This is a genomic window from Variovorax sp. 22077, assembly GCF_052044195.1.
GTDB classification, from domain to species: Bacteria; Pseudomonadota; Gammaproteobacteria; order Burkholderiales; family Burkholderiaceae_C; genus Variovorax; species Variovorax atrisoli.
Window position 1 is genome coordinate 281,660 of record NZ_JBQEQC010000004.1, and the last position, 20,622, is coordinate 302,281.

Sequence of the window (20,622 nt, forward strand, 5' to 3'; positions counted from 1 at the left end):
CTTTCTAGAGTCCGTCCCAAGCCCGAAAGGGACTACTTCTTACTTCTAAAAGGAAGCTTCATGAAAACGACGTTCAAATTTGCAACAGCCGGTCTCGTGGCCGCGATGTTCTCCATTTCCGCCTTCGCACAAGACGTGACCGGCGCAGGCGCCAGCTTCCCGGCACCGCTGTACGCCAAGTGGGCTTCCGACTTCAACAAGGCCACCGGCGTCAAGATCAACTACCAGTCGGTCGGCTCGGGTGCCGGCATCAAGCAGATCGAGGCCAAGACCGTCGATTTCGGCGCTTCGGACGCTCCCCTGAAGGACGACGAGCTCCAGGCCAAGGGCCTGCTGCAGTTCCCCACCGTCATCGGCGGCGTGATTCCCGTGGTCAACATCCAGGGCGTGAAGCCCGGCGAGCTGAAGCTCAACGGCCAGGTTCTGGGCGACATCTACCTGGGCAAGATCACCAAGTGGAACGACCCCGCCATCAAGGCGCTGAACGGTTCGCTGAACCTGCCCGACGCCGCCATCGCACCGGTTCGCCGCGCCGACGGTTCGGGCACCAGCTTCCTGTTCACCAACTACCTGAGCAAGGTCAACGCCGAGTGGAAGTCCAAGGTCGGCGAAGGCACGGCCGTGAACTGGCCCACCGGCGCGGGCGGCAAGGGCAATGAGGGCGTCGCGGCCTTCGTGAACCGCCTGCCGAACTCGATCGGCTACGTCGAGTACGCCTACGTCAAGCAGAACAAGATGACGTACGCCCAGATGCAGAACGCCGCCGGCACCTTCGTGTCGCCCGACGACTCGGCATTCAAGGCCGCCGCCGCAGGCGCCGAATGGAACAAGAGCTTCTACCAGGTGCTGACCAACCAGGCCGGCAAGGATGCATGGCCCATCACCGGCGCCACCTTCATCCTGATGCACAAGGTGCAGGACAAGCCCGCCAACGCGGCCACCGTGCTCAAGTTCTTCGACTGGGCCTACAAGAGCGGCGACAAGACGGCCGACGAGCTCGACTACGTGCCGATGCCCGACGCCGTGAAGGCCACCATCGCCAAGGCATGGGGTGAGGTGAAGGACTCGTCGGGCAAGGCCGTCGCGTTCAAGTAAACCTACCCACCAGTCCAGAACGGCGCGCCCATGAGCAACTCTTCGCTCGAGGACGCGCCGCTTTCGTCTTTGCCGGAGCGACCTGTGTCATCCACCTTTCCCGCCGCCACCACCTCCCTCGACCTCGCGGCCGAGCGCGGTCGTGCCACCGCACCTCCACCGCCTGTGAAGGCACCGCGTTCCGGCCCGATGGCCGACCGGCTGTTCGGCTGGGCCGCCAAGGGCGCTGCCTTGCTGACGCTGGCGATGCTCATCGGCATCCTGCTGTCGCTGGTTGCCGGCGCCTGGCCTGCCATCTCGAAGTACGGCCTCGGCTTCCTCACGAGCAGCGTGTGGGATCCCGTCAAGGACGAGTACGGCGGCCTGGTCATGATCTACGGCACGCTGGCCACCTCGATCATCGCGCTGGTGATCGCGGTGCCGGTGAGCTTCGGCATCGCGCTCTTCCTCACCGAACTCTCGCCCAGCTGGCTCAAGCGTCCGCTGGGCACGGCCATCGAACTCCTGGCTGCGGTGCCCTCCATCGTCTATGGCATGTGGGGCCTGCTGGTGTTCGGGCCGATCCTGTCGACCTGGGTGCAGCAGCCGCTGCAGAAGCTTCTTTCCGGCGTGCCCTACCTCGGCGCGCTGGTGTCCGGTCCGCCGGTGGGCATCGGCATTCTTTCGGCCGGCATCATCCTCGCGATCATGATCATCCCGTTCATCGCTTCGGTGATGCGCGACGTGTTCGAGGTGACCCCGCCGCTGCTGAAGGAGTCGTCCTACGGGCTCGGCTCCACCACCTGGGAGGTTGTTTCCAAGGTGGTGCTGCCCTATACCAAGGCCGGCGTCATTGGCGGCATCATGCTCGGCCTCGGCCGGGCGCTGGGTGAAACGATGGCGGTCACGTTCGTGATCGGCAACATGAACCAGCTCAACTCCCTTTCCGTGTTCGAGGCTGCGAACAGCATCACCTCGGCACTCGCCAACGAATTCGCCGAAGCCGGCGCCGGCCTGCACCAGGCCGCGCTGATGTACCTCGGCCTCGTGCTTTTCTTCATCACCTTCGTCGTGCTGTCGCTCTCCAAGATGCTGCTGGCCCGTATGAAGAAGAGCGAAGGAACCAAGTCGTGAGCACCGCCCAGAACCTTCTCGTGGCCAAGGCACTGGCCGAAACGCGCCAGGCCAAGTTCGCCGCGCGCAACCGCGTCAACAAGATCGCGCTCACGCTGTCGCTCGCCGCGATGGCCTTCGGCGTGTTCTGGCTGATCTGGATCCTCTGGGAAACGCTGCGCCAGGGCGTGGGCGGCCTGGCCATCGCCACGTTCACGCAGATGACGCCGCCGCCGAACGAGGCGGGCGGCATCGCGAATGCGATCTTCGGCTCGTTCGTGATGGTGATGCTGGCCACCTTCGTGGGCACGCCCATCGGCATCATGGCCGGCATCTACCTGGCCGAGTACAACCCCAAGGGCCTGCTCTCTTCGGTCACGCGCTTCGTCAACGACATCCTGCTGTCGGCGCCGTCGATCGTGATCGGCCTGTTCGTCTATGCCGTGGTGGTGGCCTACTTCAAGACCTTCTCGGGTCTGGCCGGTGCCATCGCGCTCGCGCTGATCGTGATTCCGGTGGTCATCCGCACCACCGAGAACATGCTGCAGCTGGTGCCGCCGGGCCTGCGCGAAGCGGCCTACGCGCTGGGCACGCCGAAGTGGCGCGTCATCACCAACATCACGCTGCGCGCCGCCCGCGCCGGTGTGGTCACTGGTGTGCTGCTGGCCGTGGCGCGCATTGCCGGCGAAACCGCGCCGCTGCTCTTCACTGCGCTGAACAACCAGTTCTGGACCGCCGACGTGAGCCAGCCGATGGCCAGCCTGCCGGTCACGATCTTCAAGTTCGCGATGAGCCCCTACGAGAACTGGCAGCAGCTGGCGTGGGCCGGCGTGTTCCTGATCACGATCGCCGTGCTTGCCCTCAACATCCTGGCGCGGGTCCTGACGCGCAACAAACATTGAATCCGGAAGAAGACAACAAATGCCAAACACTGTCGCACAACCGACGCGCTCGAAGATCTCGGTCAAGGACCTGAACTTCTACTACGGCAAGTTCCACGCGCTCAAGGGCATCAACCTCGAGATTCCCGAGAACAAGGTCACCGCCTTCATCGGCCCGTCGGGCTGCGGCAAGTCGACTCTGCTGCGTACCTTCAACCGCATGTTCGAGCTCTATCCGGAGCAGCGTGCCGAAGGCACCATCGCGCTGGACGGGGAGAACCTCCTCACGTCGAAGCAGGACGTGGCGCTGATCCGCGCCAAGGTCGGCATGGTGTTCCAGAAGCCGACGCCGTTCCCGATGTCGATCTACGACAACATCGCCTTCGGCGTGAAGCTGTTCGAGAACCTCTCGGCCAGCGAAATGGACGACCGCGTCGAATGGGCCCTGAAGAAGGCGGCCCTGTGGACCGAGGTGCGCGACAAGCTGCAGCAAAGCGGCTCCGGCCTGTCCGGCGGCCAGCAGCAGCGCCTGTGCATCGCGCGCGGCATCGCGATCAAGCCCGAAGTGCTGCTGCTCGACGAGCCCTGCTCGGCGCTCGACCCGATCTCGACCGCGAAGATCGAGGAGCTGATCGCCGAACTCAAGAACGAATACACGGTGGTCATCGTGACGCACAACATGCAGCAGGCCGCCCGCTGCAGCGACTACACCGCCTACATGTACCTCGGCGACCTGATCGAGTTCGGCGCGACCGAACAGATGTTCTTCAAGCCGCAGCGCAAGGAGACCGAGGACTACATCACCGGCCGTTTCGGTTGAAGTCAAAGGAGACAACATGACCGAGAAACATCTCTCCAGCCAGTTCGACAGCGAGCTCAACGGCGTTTCGTCGCGCGTGATGGAGCTCGGCGGCATGGTCGAGTCGCAGATCAACCAGGCCGTCTATGCACTGCTGCAGTTCGACCCCGAGGCGGCCAACCGCGTGATGGAAACCGAGCACCGCGTCAATGCGATGGAGATCGACATCGACCGCGAGCTGTCGTCCATCATCGCGCGCCGCCAGCCGACCGCACGCGACCTGCGCCTGCTGATCGCCATCAGCAAGACCACCGCCAACCTCGAGCGCGTGGGCGACGAGGCCAACAAGATCGCGCGCATGGTCAAGTCGATCATCGAGAGCGGCGCCGCCCGCCAGCTGCCGACCACCGAGCTGCGCATCGCCGCCGACCTCGCCGCGGGCCTGCTGCGCAAGGCGCTCGATGCCTTCGCACGGCTCGATACGGCAGCGGCCGTGTCGATCCTGAAGGACGACGACCTGATCGACAAGGAGTTCGACGGCTTCGTGCGCAAGCTGGTCACCTACATGATGGAAGACCCGCGCACCATCTCGGCCAGCCTGGACCTGCTGTTCCTGGCCAAGGCCATCGAACGCATCGGCGACCATGCGAAGAACATCGCCGAATTCATCATCTACATCGTCAAGGGTGCCGATGTGCGGCACACTTCGATGCAGGAAATCGAGTCCGCGCTGCAGTAACGGCTGCGGCAAGACTCCCAAGAAAAGCATGAAGAAACCCCGAGTCCTGATCGTCGAAGACGAGTCCTCGATCGCCGAGCTGATCGCCGTCAACCTGCGCCACAACGGCTTCGAGCCGATCTGGTCGGAAGATGGCGTCGCGGCCCAGCGCGAGATCGACGCCTTCCTGCCGGATCTGATCCTGCTCGACTGGATGCTGCCGGGCCAGAGCGGCCTGCAGCTCGCGCGCCAGTGGCGCAAGGACCCGCGCACCAAGGCCATCCCGATCCTGATGCTGACCGCGCGTGGCGACGAACCCGACAAGGTCGCAGGTCTTGACGCCGGCGCCGACGACTACATCACCAAGCCGTTCTCCACCCAGGAAATGCTCGCCCGGATTCGCGCCGTGCTGCGCCGCCGGGCGCCGGAAGTGGTCACTGAGCGGGTGGAGATCGGCGAACTGGCCCTCGACACCTCCACGCACCGCGTGACCTGGCAGGGCAATGCGCTGAAGGTCGGCCCGACCGAATTCAAGCTGCTGGCCTACCTGATGCAGCATGCCGAGCGCGTGCACAGCCGTGCGCAGCTGCTCGACAAGGTGTGGGGCGACCACGTCTACATCGAGGAGCGCACGGTCGACGTGCACGTCAAGCGCCTGCGCGAGTCGCTGGGGGCCGCCGCGCCGATGGTCGAGACCGTCCGCGGAGCGGGCTACCGGCTGACCGCCCAAGTCACGGTTTGAGCGCCGTGGCTTCCCTTGGCCGCGGGCGCGGATAATCGCCCGCCATGCCTTTCCGCATCGCTACTTTTTTAATAGCGTCCCTGGCAGCAGGCGCGGGCGCCGCCGGCATCTTCGGCTGGAAGTTCGGCTGGCTGGGTGCCTGGCTCGGCGCGGTGATCTGGCTGGCGCTGGATGCGTGGCGCGCCGATCGGCTGCTGCGCATCCTGCGCAACGACGCCGCCGGCCTGCCGTCTCGCTGGCCGGGTGTCTGGGGCGAGCTCTCCGAGCGCATCCGCAAGCTGCTGCGCGACCGCGAGCAACAGACCCGGCAGGCCGAAGATCGCCTGCAGGAGTTCCTTGCGGCGATCCAGGCGTCGCCCAACGGCGTGGTGCTGCTCGACGAGCAGGGGCGCATCGAATGGTGCAACCAGACGGCGGCCAGCCAGTTCGGCATCGATGCCGAGCGCGACCTGGCGCAGCATCTGGCGAACTTGGTGCGCGATCCCGCCTTCGTCGCGTACCTCGCGTCCTGGAACTACAGCCGCGACGTCGTCATCGACGGCCCGGGGCTGGGCCATGGCCACCAGCGCAGTCATCCGGTACGGCTCTCGGTGCAGGTGCACCCCTATGCCGGCAACCGCCGCATGCTGCTCACCCGCGACATCACGGCGCTCGAGCAGGCCGAGGCGATGCGCCGCGATTTCGTGGCGAACGTGTCGCATGAGATCCGCACGCCGCTGACGGTGCTGGCAGGCTTCGTCGAGACGCTGCAGAACCTGCCGCTCGATGCCGACGAGCGCACGCGCTATCTGTCGCTGATGGGGCAGCAGTCCCACCGCATGGAGACGCTGGTGAACGACCTGCTGACGCTGTCGCGGCTCGAAGGCAGCGCGCCGCCCTCGGGCAGCCAGTGGATTCGCATTCGCGCGCTTTTCGCGCAGTGCGAGGACGAGGGGCGCGGCCTCTCGGGACGGCTGACGCCGCAGGGGCACCGCCTGTCGTTCACCGTGGAGGCCGAGTCGGAAGTGTCGGGCGCGCCTACTGAACTGCAGAGCGCGATGTCGAACCTGCTGAGCAATGCCATCCGCTACACGCCGGGTGGCGGCGAAGTCGCCGTCAGCTGGCGGGTGCTGCCGGACGGGCGCGGCGAGTACGCCGTGAAGGACACGGGCCCCGGCATCGCTGCGGAGCACATTCCTCGCCTCACCGAGCGCTTCTATCGCATCGACCGCAGCCGCTCGCGCGAAACCGGCGGCACGGGGCTGGGACTGGCGATCGTCAAGCACATCGCCCAGCGGCACGGCGCGGAGCTGCGCATCGAGAGCACCGTCGGCAAGGGGTCCCGCTTCGCGCTGGTCTTTCCGGCGGCGCGCGTGCGGGAAGCGCGCGTGATGGCCAGGTAGGCCCTCGGGCCTTCTTCGCCTTCCTGCTACTTGCGTTTCGCGCGCCGGCGCATCGTCCAGCGCAGCAGCGCGCCGAACAGCAGGGCGGTCAGTGCGAGCGCCGCGGCGCTCATGATCCAGAACGCCAACGGCGACTGCATCGCCTCCCACGGGCCGAGGCCACGATAGGCGAGCAGGTAGCTGCCGCCCAGGCCCACGCCCCACAGCATCGTGCAGTAGATCACCAGCGGCGCGAGCGTGACCCGGTAGCAGCGCAGCACGAACACGCAGAAGGTCTGCACGGCATCGGCCACGTGATAAGCCGCGACGGCGAGCAGCAGCGATGCCGCCATCGCGATGACGGCCGGGTTGTCGGAATACACGTTGGCGAGTTCGTCGCGCAGCACGACCATGGCCGCGGCATAGACGAGCGCGCACAGCGCGGTCAGACCGAAGCCCTTGCGGCAGGCGAGCCGCGCCTTCGCTTCATCGCCGGCACCCAGCCAGAAGCTCACGCGGGCACTGGTGGCGATGCCCAGCGACAGCGGTGTCATGTAGGCCACCGCCAGCAGGTTCGACGCGATCTGGTGCGCCGCCGCTGCGGCGGTGCCGAGTCGGGCGATGAACAGCGCCATCAGCGTGAACGAAGTGACTTCGACCAGCACCGCCAGGCCGCCGGGCACGCCGAGTCGCGCGAACTTCCGGATCTGCTGCCAGTCGGGCGCCTCGATGCGCTTCCAGAGACCGTAGTCGCCATAGAACGGCCGGTTGCGCAGCAGCCAGACGGCGCAGCCGAGCATGGTCCAGTTCACGCACAGCGTGGCCCAGCCGCAGCCCACCAGTCCCATGGCCGGCAGGCCCGCGCCACCGAAGGTGAACCAGATCGACAAGGGCAGCTTCACGCCCAGCGAGCCCAGCTGCAGCCAGGTCACGAGCTGAGGCCTGCCCAGGCTCTGGTTGAGCGTGCTGAACAGGCGAAAGAGAAGGGCGGGCGCCAGCGCGAAGGCCAGCACCGCGAGGTAGGCCTCGACTTCGCCGCGCATCTCCGCGGGCACCTGGGTCCATCGCAGGACCGACCCTGGCAGCAGCAGGATCGCCATTCCGATGACGATGGCGATGGCCGCCAGGTACAGCGATTGCCGCACCGACCGGCCCACCTCGCCGCCGCGCCCGCCGCCGTGCAGTTCGGCCCAGACCGGCAGCAGCGCCTGCAGCACGCCCATAAGGGACACGTAGACGCTGACGAAGACCGCGGCGCCGACGGACAGCGCGGCCAGCGCATGCTCCGAGTAGCGGCCCGCGATGATGGTGTCGGTCACGCCGAAGGCCATCACCGCCAGTTGCCCAACGAGCACCGTGCCCGCGTGCCGCGCGATCAGGGCACGTTCGCTCCTCACTGCGGCGTGATCTTCTGGTAGAGCAGGAGGTCGTCGGCCGCGCTGCTCGGGCGGCGCAGCGTGCCGGCGAAGCGCCACTGGTCGAACGGGATGATGGTGTGCAGGCGCTCGATCGTCTCGGGGCTGGCCAGCAGCCATGGGCAGTCGGTGCCCAGCAGCAGCGGCTGCACGTTGAAGTTGCCGTGATGGCGCAGCGCCGCGATGTGCGGTCGGCTCAGCGCCAGTTCTGCGATGCAGCGCGGCTGGCCCACGCGCTCGGCCACGGCGCGGATCTGCGGCACGTAGCTGCGCGCATAGTCGATCGGCGGCAGCCACAGCGTCATTAGCAGCATCCAGCAAAGCGCGGTGCCGCCGGCCGGCAGCACCAGCGTCTTCCAGAGTGCGGCGCGGTGCCGTCCGGTGCGCCAGCGCACCAGCCAGCACCAGGCGATGGTAGCGGCCACTGCGAGCACCACCGCGATCGGCGAGAACTCGGGCACGAAGCCGGGCACCAGCCGCGCGACGCTGGCCGCGGGTTTGGGCGGCACGCCCGTCTGCATCGCGATCCAGTAGATCCAGCCCAGCACGGCGAGTCCGCTGAAGAAGAGAACGTTGAACCAGTCGATCAGCGCAGAGGCGCTGCGCCTGAAGGTGGGCAATGCGAACGCCGCGAGCGTGGCGAAGGCCGGCAGGGCCAGCAGCAGCGAGCGGTCGGAGTAATCGGTGGTCCAGGTGGCGGCCAGCGGTACCAGCGCGAACCAGAAGGGCAGCGCGACGTGGCGCGCAGTGAGCTGCCGCCGCCAGCGCCACAGCGTCCAGATGGCGAGCGGCCAGACCGGCCATGTGAACCAGACCAGCAGCTTGGCCTGGCCGCGCAAGTCACTCACCAGGGTGTTGCCCATCACGGTGATCTTCCATGTCGGCAGCTTCAGGCTGAAGACCAGTACCGCGGCGAGCGCGGTGATGCCGATCATCGTGAGAAGGGCCCCCCGCGTGTAGCCGGGGCCGACGCTTTCATCGTCGATGCCGAAGTCTTCGCCGGCGGATCTCGCCGCCAGCCTGCGCTCGTACGCGACGTAGATCACGCTGCCGATGGCCAGCGCGAGCCCGACGGTGGGCGCGCCGCTCAGGGTGACGCCCAGGGTGCCCACGGTGAGCGCGATCACCGGGCCGGCCCGGCGATATGGCAGGGCGGCCACGCCATAGAAGAGGCTCGAAGAGAAGAAGAGCTGGGCCAGCGCGGGCGTGGTCTCGTGGCCGAGCTGCGCGAGGCCGAGGCAGGCGATCAGCGCGAGCAGGCCGCCGTCGGCGATCGCACGTGCATAGTCGGTCGGCCGGGCCTCGCCGCCGAAGGCGAAGGCCACGGGCTGGGCCCGCGCGGTGCGGGCCAGGTAGTACACCGCATACCAGGTGGCGGTGAAGGTGCCCCAGAGCAGGAAGGCGAACGCGACACGGACGGCCAGGTCCGGGTTGACCCACGAGGGGGCGATCTTGATGGCCAGTGCGCCGATCCAGTACGGGACCAGCGCCGGCGTTTCCGGACGCAGGCCCAGCAGCATCGGATCGAACCAGCGCGCGATGCCTTCGGTGCTGTGGGCCAGTTCGGCCATGTAGCCGAAGGCGGTGATGTCGGCGCTCTTCCAGGGGCCCCGGCCGACCAGCCCTGGCAGCAGATAGGCCGCACAGAGCAGCAGCAATGCGATGCGCGGAAGCCGGCGCACGGCGCTCTGGGCAACGATCGCGGGGGTGGGCTGGTTCAAGTGGACGGAAGAGGCAGGAGCGGGAAAGAAAAAGGGCAGCGCGGTAAACCGGGCTGCCCTCGACGCAAAAGCGCGTACCTTACTTCGAGGCGGCGCCGGTGGTCTTGCCGAAGCGGTTGCGGAACTTCTCGACGCGGCCGCCCATGTTGTCGACCGACTTCTGCGTGCCGGTGTAGAACGGGTGCGATTCGCTCGTGGTATCGAGCTTGAACAGCGGCAGCTCACGACCGTCGTCGGTCTTGCCCATTTCCTTGGTGTTCGCGCACGAACGGGTCACGAACTTGAAGCCGTTCGACATGTCGACGAACAGGACTTCGCGGTAATTCGGGTGGATGCCTTCTTTTGCCATGGTGTTTCCTTTTGCGCTTTTGGAATCAATGCGCGGTCGATGCGAGAGCCACCAGCGTGCCATCAGTGGCGCGCTGCCCCGGGGGAGACCCGAGGAGCCAGGCGAAGCTGCCTGACCGCACTTTTCGCGGAGCCAGCGATTATCGCATACTGCCCCATTTTCGAGCAAACCGAAGGCGCCCAATGACTTCCAGCCCCCTGCGCGCGGGCCTCGTCGGCTATGGATTTGCCGGCCAGACCTTTCACGCCCCCGTTCTCTCGGCCGTTCCGGGACTGGAGCTGGCGGCAGTGGCCAGTTCGCAGCCGCACAAGGTGCATGCCGACTGGCCCGGCGTGGCGGTCGTGCCGGATGTGTCCGCGCTTGTGGCCCGCCCCGACATCGACCTGATCGTGGTTGCCACGCCCAACGCCCAGCACCATCCGGTCGCCAAGGCGGCGTTGGAGGCCGGCAAGCACGTCGTGGTCGACAAGCCTTTCACGCTCGACGTGGCCGAGGCGAGGGAGCTCGAATTGTTGTCAAGGCGCAACAATCGGCTCCTGGCGGTCTACCAGAACCGCCGCTTCGATTCCGATTTCCTGACCCTCAAGGAACTCCTCGCTTCCGGCGAGCTGGGTCGCCCTGTGTACCTAGAGTCCCATTTCGACCGTTTCCGCCCCGAAGTGAAGGAGCGTTGGCGCGAACAGGCGGTGCCTGGCGCGGGCCTCTGGGTCGATCTGGGTTCCCATCTGGTCGACCAGGCGGTGCAGCTTTTCGGCCGTCCCGACACGATCCAGCTCGACACGGCGGTCCTGCGCGACGGCGCCGTGGTCGAGGACTATTTCCATGCCGTGTTGCGCTATGAGACAGGCTCGCACGCACCCCTGCGCGTGGTGCTGCATTCGACGACGCTGGCGGCTCGCGCGGCGCCGCGCTACATCGTCCACGGCACGCTCGGGAGCTACGTCAAGCATGGCGTCGATACGCAGGAAGACGCTCTGCGTGCCGGGCAGCGGCCGCCCGCCGAAGGGTGGGGCGCCGATCCGCTGGACGGCGAGCTATCGCTGGCAGGACCCGGCGGGACCTTCACCAGGCGAAGCATTCCCACGCGGGCCGGCAACTACGTCGACTACTACGCCGCGGTTCGCGATGCCATCCTCGGGCAAAGCTCCAATCCGGTGTCGCCCGAGCAGGCTGTCGCCCTCATGGAGTTGCTCGACCTCGGCCGCCAAAGCGCTCGAGAGGGCCGAGCGATCCGCACATGAAAAATGCCCGCACAAGGCGGGCATTCATTCGTGAGGTGCCACTGATCCGGCTCTGCCGGTCAGTCGGCACCGCCCCCGACAGGGGGGCAGGCGTAGCGACACGAAGTGCGCGCAGCCTGGAGGCGGGCAACAGTTACCCGCCGCGACGCATCATGTCGAAGAACTCGACATTGGTCTTCGTCGCCTTCATGTTCTTGAGCATCAGCTCCATCGACTCGATCTCGTCCATGTTGTACATGAGCTGGCGCAGGATGCGGGTCTTCTGGAGGATCTCGGGCGCCAGCAGCAGTTCCTCGCGGCGCGTGCCGCTGCGGTTGAGCTGGATCGAGGGGAACACGCGCTTCTCATAGAGGCGGCGGTCGAGGTGGATTTCGGAGTTGCCGGTGCCCTTGAATTCTTCGAAGATCACTTCGTCCATGCGGCTGCCGGTGTCGATCAGGGCGGTGCCTATGATGGTCAGCGAGCCGCCTTCCTCCACGTTGCGCGCCGCGCCCAGGAAGCGCTTGGGACGCTGCAGCGCATTGGCGTCGACGCCGCCGGTCAGCACCTTGCCCGACGAGGGCACGACGTTGTTGTAGGCGCGGGCCAGGCGGGTGATGGAGTCGAGCAGGATCACCACGTCCTTCTTGAGCTCGACGAGGCGCTTGGCGCGCTCGATGACCATCTCGGCCACGTGCACGTGGCGCGCGGCGGGCTCGTCGAAGGTCGAGGCAATGACCTCGCCCTTCACCGTGCGCTGCATTTCGGTCACTTCCTCGGGGCGCTCGTCGACCAGCAGCACCATCATGTGCACGTCGGGATAGTTGGCGCTGATGGCGTGGGCGATGTGCTGCATCATCACCGTCTTGCCGCTCTTGGGCGGCGCCACGAGCAGGGCGCGCTGGCCTTTGCCGATGGGGGCGATGATGTCGATGATCCGGCCGGTGATGTTCTCGTCGCCCTTGATGCCGTCGCGCTCGAGCCGCATCTGCTCCTTGGGGAACAGCGGCGTCAGGTTCTCGAACATCACCTTGTGCTTGTTCTGCTCCGGCGGCCCATTGTTGACCTTGTCGAGCTTGGTCAGCGCGAAGTAGCGCTCGCCGTCCTTGGGCGTGCGCACCTCGCCTTCGATCATGTCGCCGGTGTGCAGGTTGAAGCGGCGCACCTGGCTGGGCGAGATGTAGATGTCGTCCGTGCTGGCCGTGAAGCTGGTGTCGGGGCTGCGCAGGAAGCCGAAGCCGTCTGGCAGTATTTCGAGCACGCCGTCGGCGAAGACCTGCTCGCCGGCCTTGGCGCGCTTCTTGATGATCGCGAACATCAGCTCCTGCTTGCGCATGCGGCCAACGTTTTCGATCTCAAGCGCTTCAGCCTGCTTGAGGACTTCAGACACGTGGAGTGCCTTGAGTTCGTTTAAGTGCATGGAATGACCCCTCGTGGGGCAATCGAACGGAAAACGGGGGGAGGTTGGGCGTGAAGCGAGAACTGCTTCACCAACCGGGGAACTCGAACCGGTTGCCTCTATGCAGAAGGACCGGTGAACTGGAAGAGATTATGACAGGAAAAACGCCCCGGCCAACGCATTGCGCGCTGGCCGGTTCAAATGTCGCTCAGGCGAGCTGCTGGTCGATGAAGGCCGTGAGCTGAGCCTTGCTCATTGCACCGACCTTGGTGGCGGCCAGCTGGCCGTCCTTGAACAGCATCAGGGTGGGGATGCCGCGGATGCCGAACTTGGCGGGGATGTCGCGGTTCTCGTCCACGTTGAGCTTGGCGATCTTCAGCTTGCCTTCGTAGGCGGTCGACACCTCGTCCAGGATGGGGGCGATCATCTTGCAGGGGCCGCACCATTCGGCCCAGTAGTCGACCAGTACGGGCTGGCTGGACTTGAGCACGTCGGCCTCGAAGGAGGAATCGGAGATGTGTTTGATGAGTTCGCTGGCCATGTGTGAATCCTTGTGCGCAGAGAGTTTCGGTGCAGCTAAAGTGCTGGTCATTGTGACAGAAACCAAGGGGTGGCGTTCCGAATGGAGACGCTATGGCAGCGATAGCCAAAGCCCTTGCGCGAAGCGCTCCATGCCCCTCGACAGAACGACATGAACGATGGCCACCCCGTGCAGGCCCTTTGGTGCGACCCCGCCGACGGCATCGTCGCGCGGATCGTCCGCGCGCTCGCGGAGCGCGAGCTGCATGCCGCCCGCACCGTGGTGCTGGTGCCCTATGCGCAGTTGATGGGCGTGGCGCGGGCCATGTGGGCGCGCTGCGGCAGCCCCGGCTTCGTGCCTCGCTTCGAAACTACCCACAACTGGGCCCGCAGCGCGGGTGGCTTCGTGCCCATGGGCTACGACATCGCCCACGACATGGCGCGCGACCTCGTCACCGCCCAGGCGCTGCTGTCGCAGGCGGGCTTCCATGCGGAGCGCTTCGCCCTGGCCGGCCGGGTCGTCGAGCTTGCCTATCAGCTCGGCCCCCTGGCTGCCGCGGTAACGCCGGAAGAGCGGGGCGGTGAATGGGCTCTTCGCGCCGCCAGCGTGGCCGATGCCGGCAGCGAGTCGGAGTGGTTCCGCATCGAGAGTGCGCTGATCCGCATCGCCGTCGCATGGACCTCGACCTCGGGCTACGCCACCGACGTGCTGCAGCGCGAATCCACGCGGGCCCAGGTCGATGGGCTGATCGTGCTGGAGGGCTTCCAGGCCGATGCGCTCACGCAGTCGCTGTGCAAGCTCTGGGGCGACCGCGCGCTTCATCTTTCGCTCGTGCCTTCGGGGACACCCATTCAGACATGTGCCTCGCACGTCGCCCTGGACCCCGAGGACGAGGCCGAGCTTGCCGCCGCCTGCGTGCTGCGCCATCTCGCCGAAGACCGTGCTCCCGTCGCGCTGGTGGCGACCGATCGCGCGCTCACACGCCGCGTCAGCGCCCAGCTCGCCGCGCAGGGTGTCGTCACGCACGACGAAACGGGCTGGAAGCTCTCGACCACGCGCGCCGCCGCCACGCTGATGAGTGCGCTGCGCGCCTGCGCCCATGACGCTTCCAGCGACCAGGTGCTCGAATGGCTCAAGAGCGGCGCCGAGGGCGATTCGCCCATCGTCCATTCGCTCGAGGCCCGCCTGCGTCAGGAGGCGATGCGCGACTGGTCGACATGGTGCAGCCTGATGGCCCGCAGCGAGAAGTCGAAGGACACCGCGCTGCTTGTGTTCACCGAGGCCGTCGAGGCCCGCCGTGCGCCCATGGCCCGCGCGCGCGCCCTGGCCGAGTGGTTGCGCGCACTGCGCGAGTTGCTGGAGGCCAGCGGCCAGTGGGGCCTGCTCGAAGAAGACCTGGCCGGCGGCAAGGTGATCGGTGCGCTGTGGCTCGACGCCGGCGCGCACGGCGACGACGAGGACGAGTTCCCCGGCGGCCGCCACACGCTGGCCGAGTTCACCGCCTGGGTCCGCGACGTGCTCGAGGACGCCAGCTTCGTGCCCCCGGCAGGCGACCAGGCTCCCCGGGTCGTGGTGCTGCCGCTTTATCAGCTGCTGGGCCGGTCCTTCGGCGCCGTGGTCATCCCGGGCTGCGACGATCGCCGCCTGCCTGCATCGCCCGAACCACCCGGCAACTGGAGCGCTGCCCAGCGCCTCGAACTCGGACTGCCATCGCGCGAGGCGCTCGAAGCCGCCCAGCGCGCGGCCTGGGCTGCGGCGCTGCACAACCCCTCGTGCGAGCTGATCTGGCGCCATTCCGACGCCAGCGGCGAGCCCGTGCGGCCCAGCCCGCTGGTGCAGGCGCTGCAGCTCGACCACGCGCTGCAGCCCTCGGCCGACCCGCGCGCGCCGCGCGAGGTGGCCCTCAGACCGACCGGATACCCGACGCCCTCCGGCGCACTCCTGCCGCTGCAGAACATCTCCACCAGCGTGTACGAGGACCTGCGCCGCTGTCCCTATCGCTTCTTCGCATTGCGCCAGCTGGGCCTGCGCAGTGCCGACGAGCTCGATGCCGAGGTCGACAAGCGCGACTTCGGCAACTGGCTGCATGCCGTGCTCGGCCACTTCCACGAGGCGCTGGCCGAGGCGCCGACGCAGGATGCGCAGGAGCGCATCGCCCTCATCGAGGAGGCTGCCCGCCGCTCTACGCAGGAACTCGGGCTTTCCGACGCGGAGTTCCTGCCTTTCGCCGCAGCATGGCCCGCCGTGCGCGACGGCTACCTGAGCTGGCTCACGGGGCACGAGGCGAGCGGCGCGGTATTCGCCGAGTCCGAGCCCTGGAAGGAGCAGCCGCTGGGCGACCTGCGCCTGATCGGCCGGCTGGACCGCATCGACCGCATGCCGGACGGCCAGGCCTTCGTGATCGACTACAAGACCGAGTCCGCCACGGTCAGCAAGGAGCGCGTGAAGGACCCCACCGAAGACACCCAGCTGGCCTTCTACGCCGCGCTGGTGGCCGACGACACCCTGCGCGCGGCCTACGTGAACGTGGGCGAGAAGGCCGCCGGCACGCAGACCGTCGAGCAGCCGGCCGTGGTCGAGGCGCGCGATGCGCTGGTGGCCGGCATCATCGAGGACTTCAGGCGCATCGGCCAGGGCGCGTCGCTGCCGCCGCTGGGCGAAGGCGCGGTCTGCGAGTACTGCGCCGCACGCGGCCTGTGCCGCAAGGACTTCTGGGACGAGGCGGCGCCGCCGCCGGGCGTCGAAGCTGCCGGAGGCGACACCCAATGAACGGCGCAGCCTACGAACACAACGGCCGCCACGTCACGCGCGAGGCCTTCTACACCGTCGCCTGCGATCCGCGCCGCTCGGTGGCAGTGGAAGCCTGCGCCGGCGCGGGCAAGACCTGGATGCTGGTCTCGCGCATCCTGCGTGCGCTGCTCGAGGAAGGCGAGGCTGCCTGCGAGCCGCACGAGATCCTGGCCATCACCTTCACGAAGAAGGCCGCGGGCGAGATGCGCGAGCGCCTCGACCAGTGGCTGGAAGATTTCGCCGAACGCCCGCAGGAAGACCTGGTCGCCCAGTTGGTGATGCGCGGCATGGAGCCTGCGGCGGCATCGGCCGCGGTGCCGCGTCTGAAGGGCCTCTACCGGCGCCTGCTCGAAGGCGGGCGGCCGGTGCAGTTCCGCACCTTCCACGCCTGGTTCGCGGGCCTGCTGCGCAATGCGCCGCTCGCCGTGCTGCGCGAGCTGGGCCTGCCCTCGAACTACGAACTGCTCGAGGACGACGCGGAGGCGCGCAGCCGCACGTGGCGGCCTTTCTTCGAGGCCGTGACCGCCGACAGGGAGGCGCTGGCCGACTACTACGCCGTCGTCGCCACGCACGGCCGCTCGCAGACGGCCAAGGCGCTGGGCGAGGCGCTGTCCAAGCGCGTGGAGTTCTCGCTGTCCGATGCGGAGCACGCGGTGCAGCATTTCAGCGCGATGTACCCGGCGCTCGAAGGACTGGCCGAGCCGACCGAGGCGCTGCGCGGCGAACAGGTCCGTCGACGCTGGCTCGACCGCGCCTCCGCCCTGGGCCGCGAGAGCAACAAGACGCCGCAGAAGGCCGCCGAGGCCATCATCGACGTGTTCGGCACGGGCGAGCCGGCCGGGGATGCGCTGGTCGCCGTGCTCGCCCATCTGCGCAAGAACTTCTTCGTGGCGACGGAGGATCGCCTCAACAAGAACCTGCAGAAGTTCCCCGCTGCGCAGGAGGCCGAGGCCGAACTTCAGGTGCTGTGCGCTGCCCAGTCGCAGCACGCCGCCTGGCTCTACCAGCAGCGCATGACGCGCCTCACGCGCCTGCTGATCGCCGCCTTCGCCGACGTGAAGCGCGCGCACGGCTGGGTCGACATGAACGACGTCGAACAGGCGGCGCAGCTGCTGCTGGGCCAGTCGGCGCTCTCGGGCTGGGTGCAGGAGCGGCTCGACGCGCGCATCGCGCACCTCTTGATCGACGAGTTCCAGGACACCAATCCGCTGCAGTGGCAGGCGCTCTACGGCTGGCTCAGCGCCTACACCGGTGCGCAGGGCCGTGCGCCGCGCGTGTTCATCGTGGGCGACCCGAAGCAGAGCATCTACCGCTTCCGCCGCGCCGAGCCTCAGGTTTTCATCGCCGCGAAGAGGTTCGTGCGCGAAGGGCTCGACGGCGAGCTGCTGAACTGCGACCACACGCACCGCAACGCGCAGTCGGTGGTCGGGCTGGTCAACGCGGCGATGCTGGCGGCGCAGGAAGCCGGCGAGTTCGACGGCTACCGCGCCCACACCACCGAGCGCCGCGACGACGGCGAGCTGCTGCACCTGCCGGCCATCGACCGCGACGCGGTCGGCGGCGATACGGCCGAAGCAGCGCCCGCCGACGACGGCATGCTGCACTGGCGCGACAGCCTCGTCACTCCGCGCGTGCTGCCCGAGGAGCAGCTGCTGCAGAAGGAATGCGAGCAGGCCGCGCGATGGATCGCGCAGCGCATCGCCGACGGCACGCAGCCCAGCCGCATCATGGTGCTGGCGCGCCGGCGAAGCCGGCTGTCGGCCATGCAGGAGGCGCTGCGCCAGCGCCACATTCCCGTGCAGCAGCCCGAGAAGAACGACTTGTACGACGCCCCCGAGGTGCAGGACGTGGTCGCGCTGATCGACGCACTGGTGTCGCCCGCGCACGATCTGTCTTTGGCGAGGGCGCTGAAGTCGCCGGTGTTCGGCATTGGCGACGAGGCCCTGGTGCAGCTCGCGCTGCGTCAGCGCGAGCGCGGCCCGGTGAGCTGGTTCTCGCTGATCCAGAAGGACGCGAGCCTGCCGCCCGTGCTCGTCGAGGCGGGCGTGAAGCTCAAGCGTTGGCAGCGCTGGCTGATGACGCTGCCTCCCCACGACGCGCTCGACGCGATCTTCCACGACGGCGACCTGCTCGCGAAGTTCGGCGCTGCCGTGCCCGCCGCCATGCGGCAGGGCGCGCTGGCCAACCTGCGCGGCGTGCTGTCGGCCTCGCTGGACATCGACGGCGCGCGCTTCGTCACGCCCTATGCGCTGGTGCGCGCGCTGCGCGCCGGCGGCGTGCGGGCCCCGACCGTGACCGCACCCGAGGCCGTGCAACTGCTGACCGTGCACGGCGCCAAGGGGCTGGAGGCCGACACCGTGCTCATGCTCGACTGCGATGCCCCGCCGCCGCGCGCCCAGACCATGGGCGTGCTGGTCGAGTGGAAGGGCAGCGACAGCGCGCCGACGCGCTTCATCTTTCTGGCGAGCGAGAAGACGCCGCCGGCCTGCGCCGCTTCGCTGCTCGAGGAAGAACAGCGCGCGCGCCATCGCGAGGAGCTCAATGGCCTCTACGTCGCCGTCACGCGGGCACGCGAGCGGCTGGTGCTCTCGTCGGTGAAGCCTGCGCGCGCCAACGAAGGCAGCTGGTGGTCGCGCCTGCAGCCGCTGTGCGAGCCGACCGAGGCCGACGAGCCGCTGGTCGCGCTGCCGGCCGAAGCCGTCGCGGCGAGCTTTTCGATGAAGCGCATGCCCGAGGCGCCCGAGCCCGCGGAAGAGCCGCCCGCGAAGAAGGCCTCGGGTGCCACGACCACCACCGTCGACGCCCGCGCCGCCGCCTTCGGGCAGGCCATGCACCGCCTGCTCGAATGGGCGGTACCGGGCGAGCCGCTGCCGGCGGCGCACGTTCGTGCCGCCGCCCGCGAATTCCTGCTCGATGCACAGCAGGCGCGTGGTGCCGCCGCACTGGCCCAGCGCATCCGCGCGGGCGAGGGGGCCTGGGTGTGGGACGATCGCAGGGTCGACTGGCATGGCAATGAAGTCACGCTGGTGCACGAGGGCGAGACCCTGCGCATCGACCGGCTGGTGCGCGAGCGCGACAGCGGCGTCTGGTGGGTGCTCGACTACAAATCCGCGGCGCGCCCCGAACGGGACGCCGCGCTGATCGCACAGATGCAGCGCTATCGCGCGGCAGTGCAACATGCCTATCCCGGTGCCAGCGTGCGTGTCGCGTTTCTCACCGGGCAGGGCGAACTGGTGAATCTCGAATGAATCTTTCCCCGACCGTCGCCGTCATCGGCGGCGGACCCGCCGGCCTGATGGCGGCTGAAGTATTGAGCGCCTCGGGCGCGCAGGTGCACGTCTACGACGCGATGCCCTCGGTGGGCCGCAAGTTCCTGCTCGCCGGTCGCGGCGGGCTGAATCTCACGCACTCCGAGCCCCTCGATGCGTTCATGAGCCGCTTCGGCGAGCGCCGTGCGCAGCTGGAGCCGATGCTCGCGCGGTTCGGGCCGCAGCAGGTGCGCGAATGGGCGGCCGGCCTTGGCATCGAGACCTTCGTGGGCACCTCGGGGCGCGTGTTTCCGACCGACATGAAGGCCGCGCCGCTGCTGCGCGCCTGGCTGCATCGGCTGCGCGCGGCGGGCGTGCAGTTCCACATGCGGCACCGCTGGGTGGGCGACGAGGCCCTCGATCCGGCTTCGCTGCGATTCGCGACACCCTCGGGCGAGGTGACGGCCAGCGCCGATGCCGTCGTGCTGGCACTCGGCGGAGCGAGCTGGGCACGGTTGGGTTCCGATGGCGCGTGGGCTCCATGGCTGCAGGCGAAGGGGGTGGATGTCGCGCCGCTGCAGCCCGCCAACTGCGGCTTCGATGGGGCGGGCTGGAGCGAGCATTTCTCCAGCCGCTTCGCCGGCCAGCCCTTCAAGTCGGTCGCGATCTCGTTCACCGACAGCCACGGACGCCACTTCGCGCGCAAGGGTGAGTTCGTCGCGACCGCGACCGGCATCGAGGGCAGCCTGATCTACGCGGCGTCGGCCCTGCTGCGCGACGAGATCGCCGAAAAGGGAAGCGCGACGCTGCTGCTCGACCTTCTGCCCGTTCGCAGCGCCGAGCAGGTGCTGGCGGCCGTGAAGCATCCGCGCGGCGCGCGTTCGCTCAGCAGCCATCTCAAGAGCAGGCTGGGCCTGGAAGGCATCAAGGCCGGCGTGCTGTACGAGGCGCTGAGCCGCGAGGCGATGCACGACCCGCAGCAGCTTGCTTCAACCATCAAGGCAGTGCCGCTGAAGCTCGTCGCAGCTCGGCCGATCGACGAGGCCATCAGCACCGCGGGCGGCGTGCGCTTCGATGCGCTGGATGCGCAGCTCATGTCGAAGGCGCTGCCAGGCGTGTTCGTGGCGGGAGAGATGCTCGACTGGGAAGCGCCGACCGGCGGCTACCTGCTGACCGCTTCGATGGCCAGCGGCGCTGCGGTTGCGCGAGGCGCCATCCAGCGGCTGAGCCTTTGAAGGCCTCAGCGCCGGATTCTTTGCTGGAAGTTTGTTT

16 protein-coding genes are annotated in these 20,622 nt (G+C 67.9%); 11 read left to right on the forward strand and 5 right to left on the reverse strand.

The genetic code is table 11. From position 1 onward, the window contains the following. Window positions 1-60: 60 nt before the first annotated feature. From pstS to phoR, 7 genes are read left to right on the forward strand one after another with little or no spacing between them, the layout of a single operon-like run. Complete coding sequence (gene pstS, locus ACTJLF_RS07840; protein WP_019653051.1) at window positions 61-1,095, forward strand: phosphate ABC transporter substrate-binding protein PstS; 1,035 nt, start codon at window positions 61-63, stop codon at window positions 1,093-1,095. A 30-nt stretch (window positions 1,096-1,125) separates the two neighbouring features. Beyond that, window positions 1,126-2,208: a phosphate ABC transporter permease subunit PstC gene (gene pstC / locus ACTJLF_RS07845; RefSeq protein ID WP_440882799.1), complete on the forward strand. Its 1,083-nt coding sequence runs from the start codon at window positions 1,126-1,128 to the stop codon at window positions 2,206-2,208. Beyond that, window positions 2,205-3,089, forward strand: a complete 885-nt coding sequence (gene pstA / locus ACTJLF_RS07850) for a phosphate ABC transporter permease PstA (RefSeq protein WP_019653049.1) — start codon at window positions 2,205-2,207, stop codon at window positions 3,087-3,089. The genes pstC and pstA overlap by 4 nt, the downstream gene beginning before the upstream one ends. 19 nt (window positions 3,090-3,108) lie before the next feature. Further along, window positions 3,109-3,888 carry a phosphate ABC transporter ATP-binding protein PstB gene (pstB, locus tag ACTJLF_RS07855; protein WP_019653048.1) on the forward strand — a complete coding sequence of 260 codons (780 nt, stop codon included), beginning with the start codon at window positions 3,109-3,111 and terminating at the stop codon, window positions 3,886-3,888. A 16-nt stretch (window positions 3,889-3,904) separates the two neighbouring features. Beyond that, window positions 3,905-4,606 (forward strand): phosphate signaling complex protein PhoU, encoded by a 702-nt coding sequence (gene phoU / locus ACTJLF_RS07860; protein WP_019653047.1) that lies wholly within the window; start codon window positions 3,905-3,907, stop codon window positions 4,604-4,606. A 28-nt stretch (window positions 4,607-4,634) separates the two neighbouring features. Next, window positions 4,635-5,327, forward strand: coding sequence for a phosphate regulon transcriptional regulator PhoB (gene phoB / locus ACTJLF_RS07865; RefSeq protein ID WP_019653046.1), 693 nt, complete (start codon window positions 4,635-4,637; stop codon window positions 5,325-5,327). Between the two features lie 44 nt (window positions 5,328-5,371). Then, window positions 5,372-6,709 (forward strand): phosphate regulon sensor histidine kinase PhoR, encoded by a 1,338-nt coding sequence (gene phoR, locus ACTJLF_RS07870; RefSeq protein WP_019653045.1) that lies wholly within the window; start codon window positions 5,372-5,374, stop codon window positions 6,707-6,709. A gap of 26 nt (window positions 6,710-6,735) precedes the next feature. Here phoR and ACTJLF_RS07875 read toward each other — a convergent pair whose 3' ends face one another. The 3 genes from ACTJLF_RS07875 to ACTJLF_RS07885 all read right to left on the reverse strand — a co-directional run bounded on the left by ACTJLF_RS07875 (window position 6,736) and on the right by ACTJLF_RS07885 (window position 10,173). Next, window positions 6,736-8,085, reverse strand: coding sequence for an MATE family efflux transporter (locus tag ACTJLF_RS07875; RefSeq protein WP_019653044.1), 1,350 nt, complete (start codon window positions 8,083-8,085; stop codon window positions 6,736-6,738). Then, window positions 8,082-9,824, reverse strand: a complete 1,743-nt coding sequence (locus ACTJLF_RS07880; RefSeq protein WP_440882800.1) for a hypothetical protein — start codon at window positions 9,822-9,824, stop codon at window positions 8,082-8,084. Before ACTJLF_RS07880 ends, ACTJLF_RS07875 begins: the two co-directional genes overlap by 4 nt. Window positions 9,825-9,903: 79 nt before the next feature. Continuing rightward, on the reverse strand, window positions 9,904-10,173 hold the full coding sequence (locus ACTJLF_RS07885; protein ID WP_019653042.1) for a type B 50S ribosomal protein L31: 270 nt from the start codon (window positions 10,171-10,173) through the stop codon (window positions 9,904-9,906). A gap of 182 nt (window positions 10,174-10,355) precedes the next feature. On the opposite strand from ACTJLF_RS07885, the gene ACTJLF_RS07890 reads away from it, so the two are divergent. Continuing rightward, a complete protein-coding gene (locus ACTJLF_RS07890) occupies window positions 10,356-11,414 on the forward strand; it encodes an oxidoreductase (protein ID WP_440882801.1) in 1,059 nt (352 codons plus the stop codon). A gap of 133 nt (window positions 11,415-11,547) precedes the next feature. Here ACTJLF_RS07890 and rho read toward each other — a convergent pair whose 3' ends face one another. Together rho and trxA are read right to left on the reverse strand one after the other, a co-directional pair. Continuing rightward, window positions 11,548-12,813, reverse strand: a complete 1,266-nt coding sequence (rho, locus tag ACTJLF_RS07895) for a transcription termination factor Rho (protein WP_019653040.1) — start codon at window positions 12,811-12,813, stop codon at window positions 11,548-11,550. Between the two features lie 187 nt (window positions 12,814-13,000). Next, window positions 13,001-13,333 (reverse strand): thioredoxin TrxA, encoded by a 333-nt coding sequence (gene trxA / locus ACTJLF_RS07900; protein WP_019653039.1) that lies wholly within the window; start codon window positions 13,331-13,333, stop codon window positions 13,001-13,003. 150 nt (window positions 13,334-13,483) lie between these two features. Between trxA and ACTJLF_RS07905 the strand changes: the two genes are divergently transcribed. From ACTJLF_RS07905 to ACTJLF_RS07915, 3 genes are read left to right on the forward strand one after another with little or no spacing between them, the layout of a single operon-like run. Then, window positions 13,484-16,081, forward strand: a complete 2,598-nt coding sequence (locus ACTJLF_RS07905; RefSeq protein WP_440882802.1) for a PD-(D/E)XK nuclease family protein — start codon at window positions 13,484-13,486, stop codon at window positions 16,079-16,081. Continuing rightward, entirely contained in the window at window positions 16,078-19,350 is a 3,273-nt protein-coding gene (locus ACTJLF_RS07910) for a UvrD-helicase domain-containing protein (protein ID WP_440882803.1), read from the forward strand. Before ACTJLF_RS07905 ends, ACTJLF_RS07910 begins: the two co-directional genes overlap by 4 nt. Then, the gene (locus tag ACTJLF_RS07915) at window positions 19,347-20,585 is read left to right on the forward strand and encodes a TIGR03862 family flavoprotein (RefSeq protein ID WP_440882804.1); all 1,239 of its coding nucleotides are present in this window, start codon (window positions 19,347-19,349) and stop codon (window positions 20,583-20,585) included. Before ACTJLF_RS07910 ends, ACTJLF_RS07915 begins: the two co-directional genes overlap by 4 nt. The last annotated feature ends 37 nt before the right edge of the window (window positions 20,586-20,622 follow it).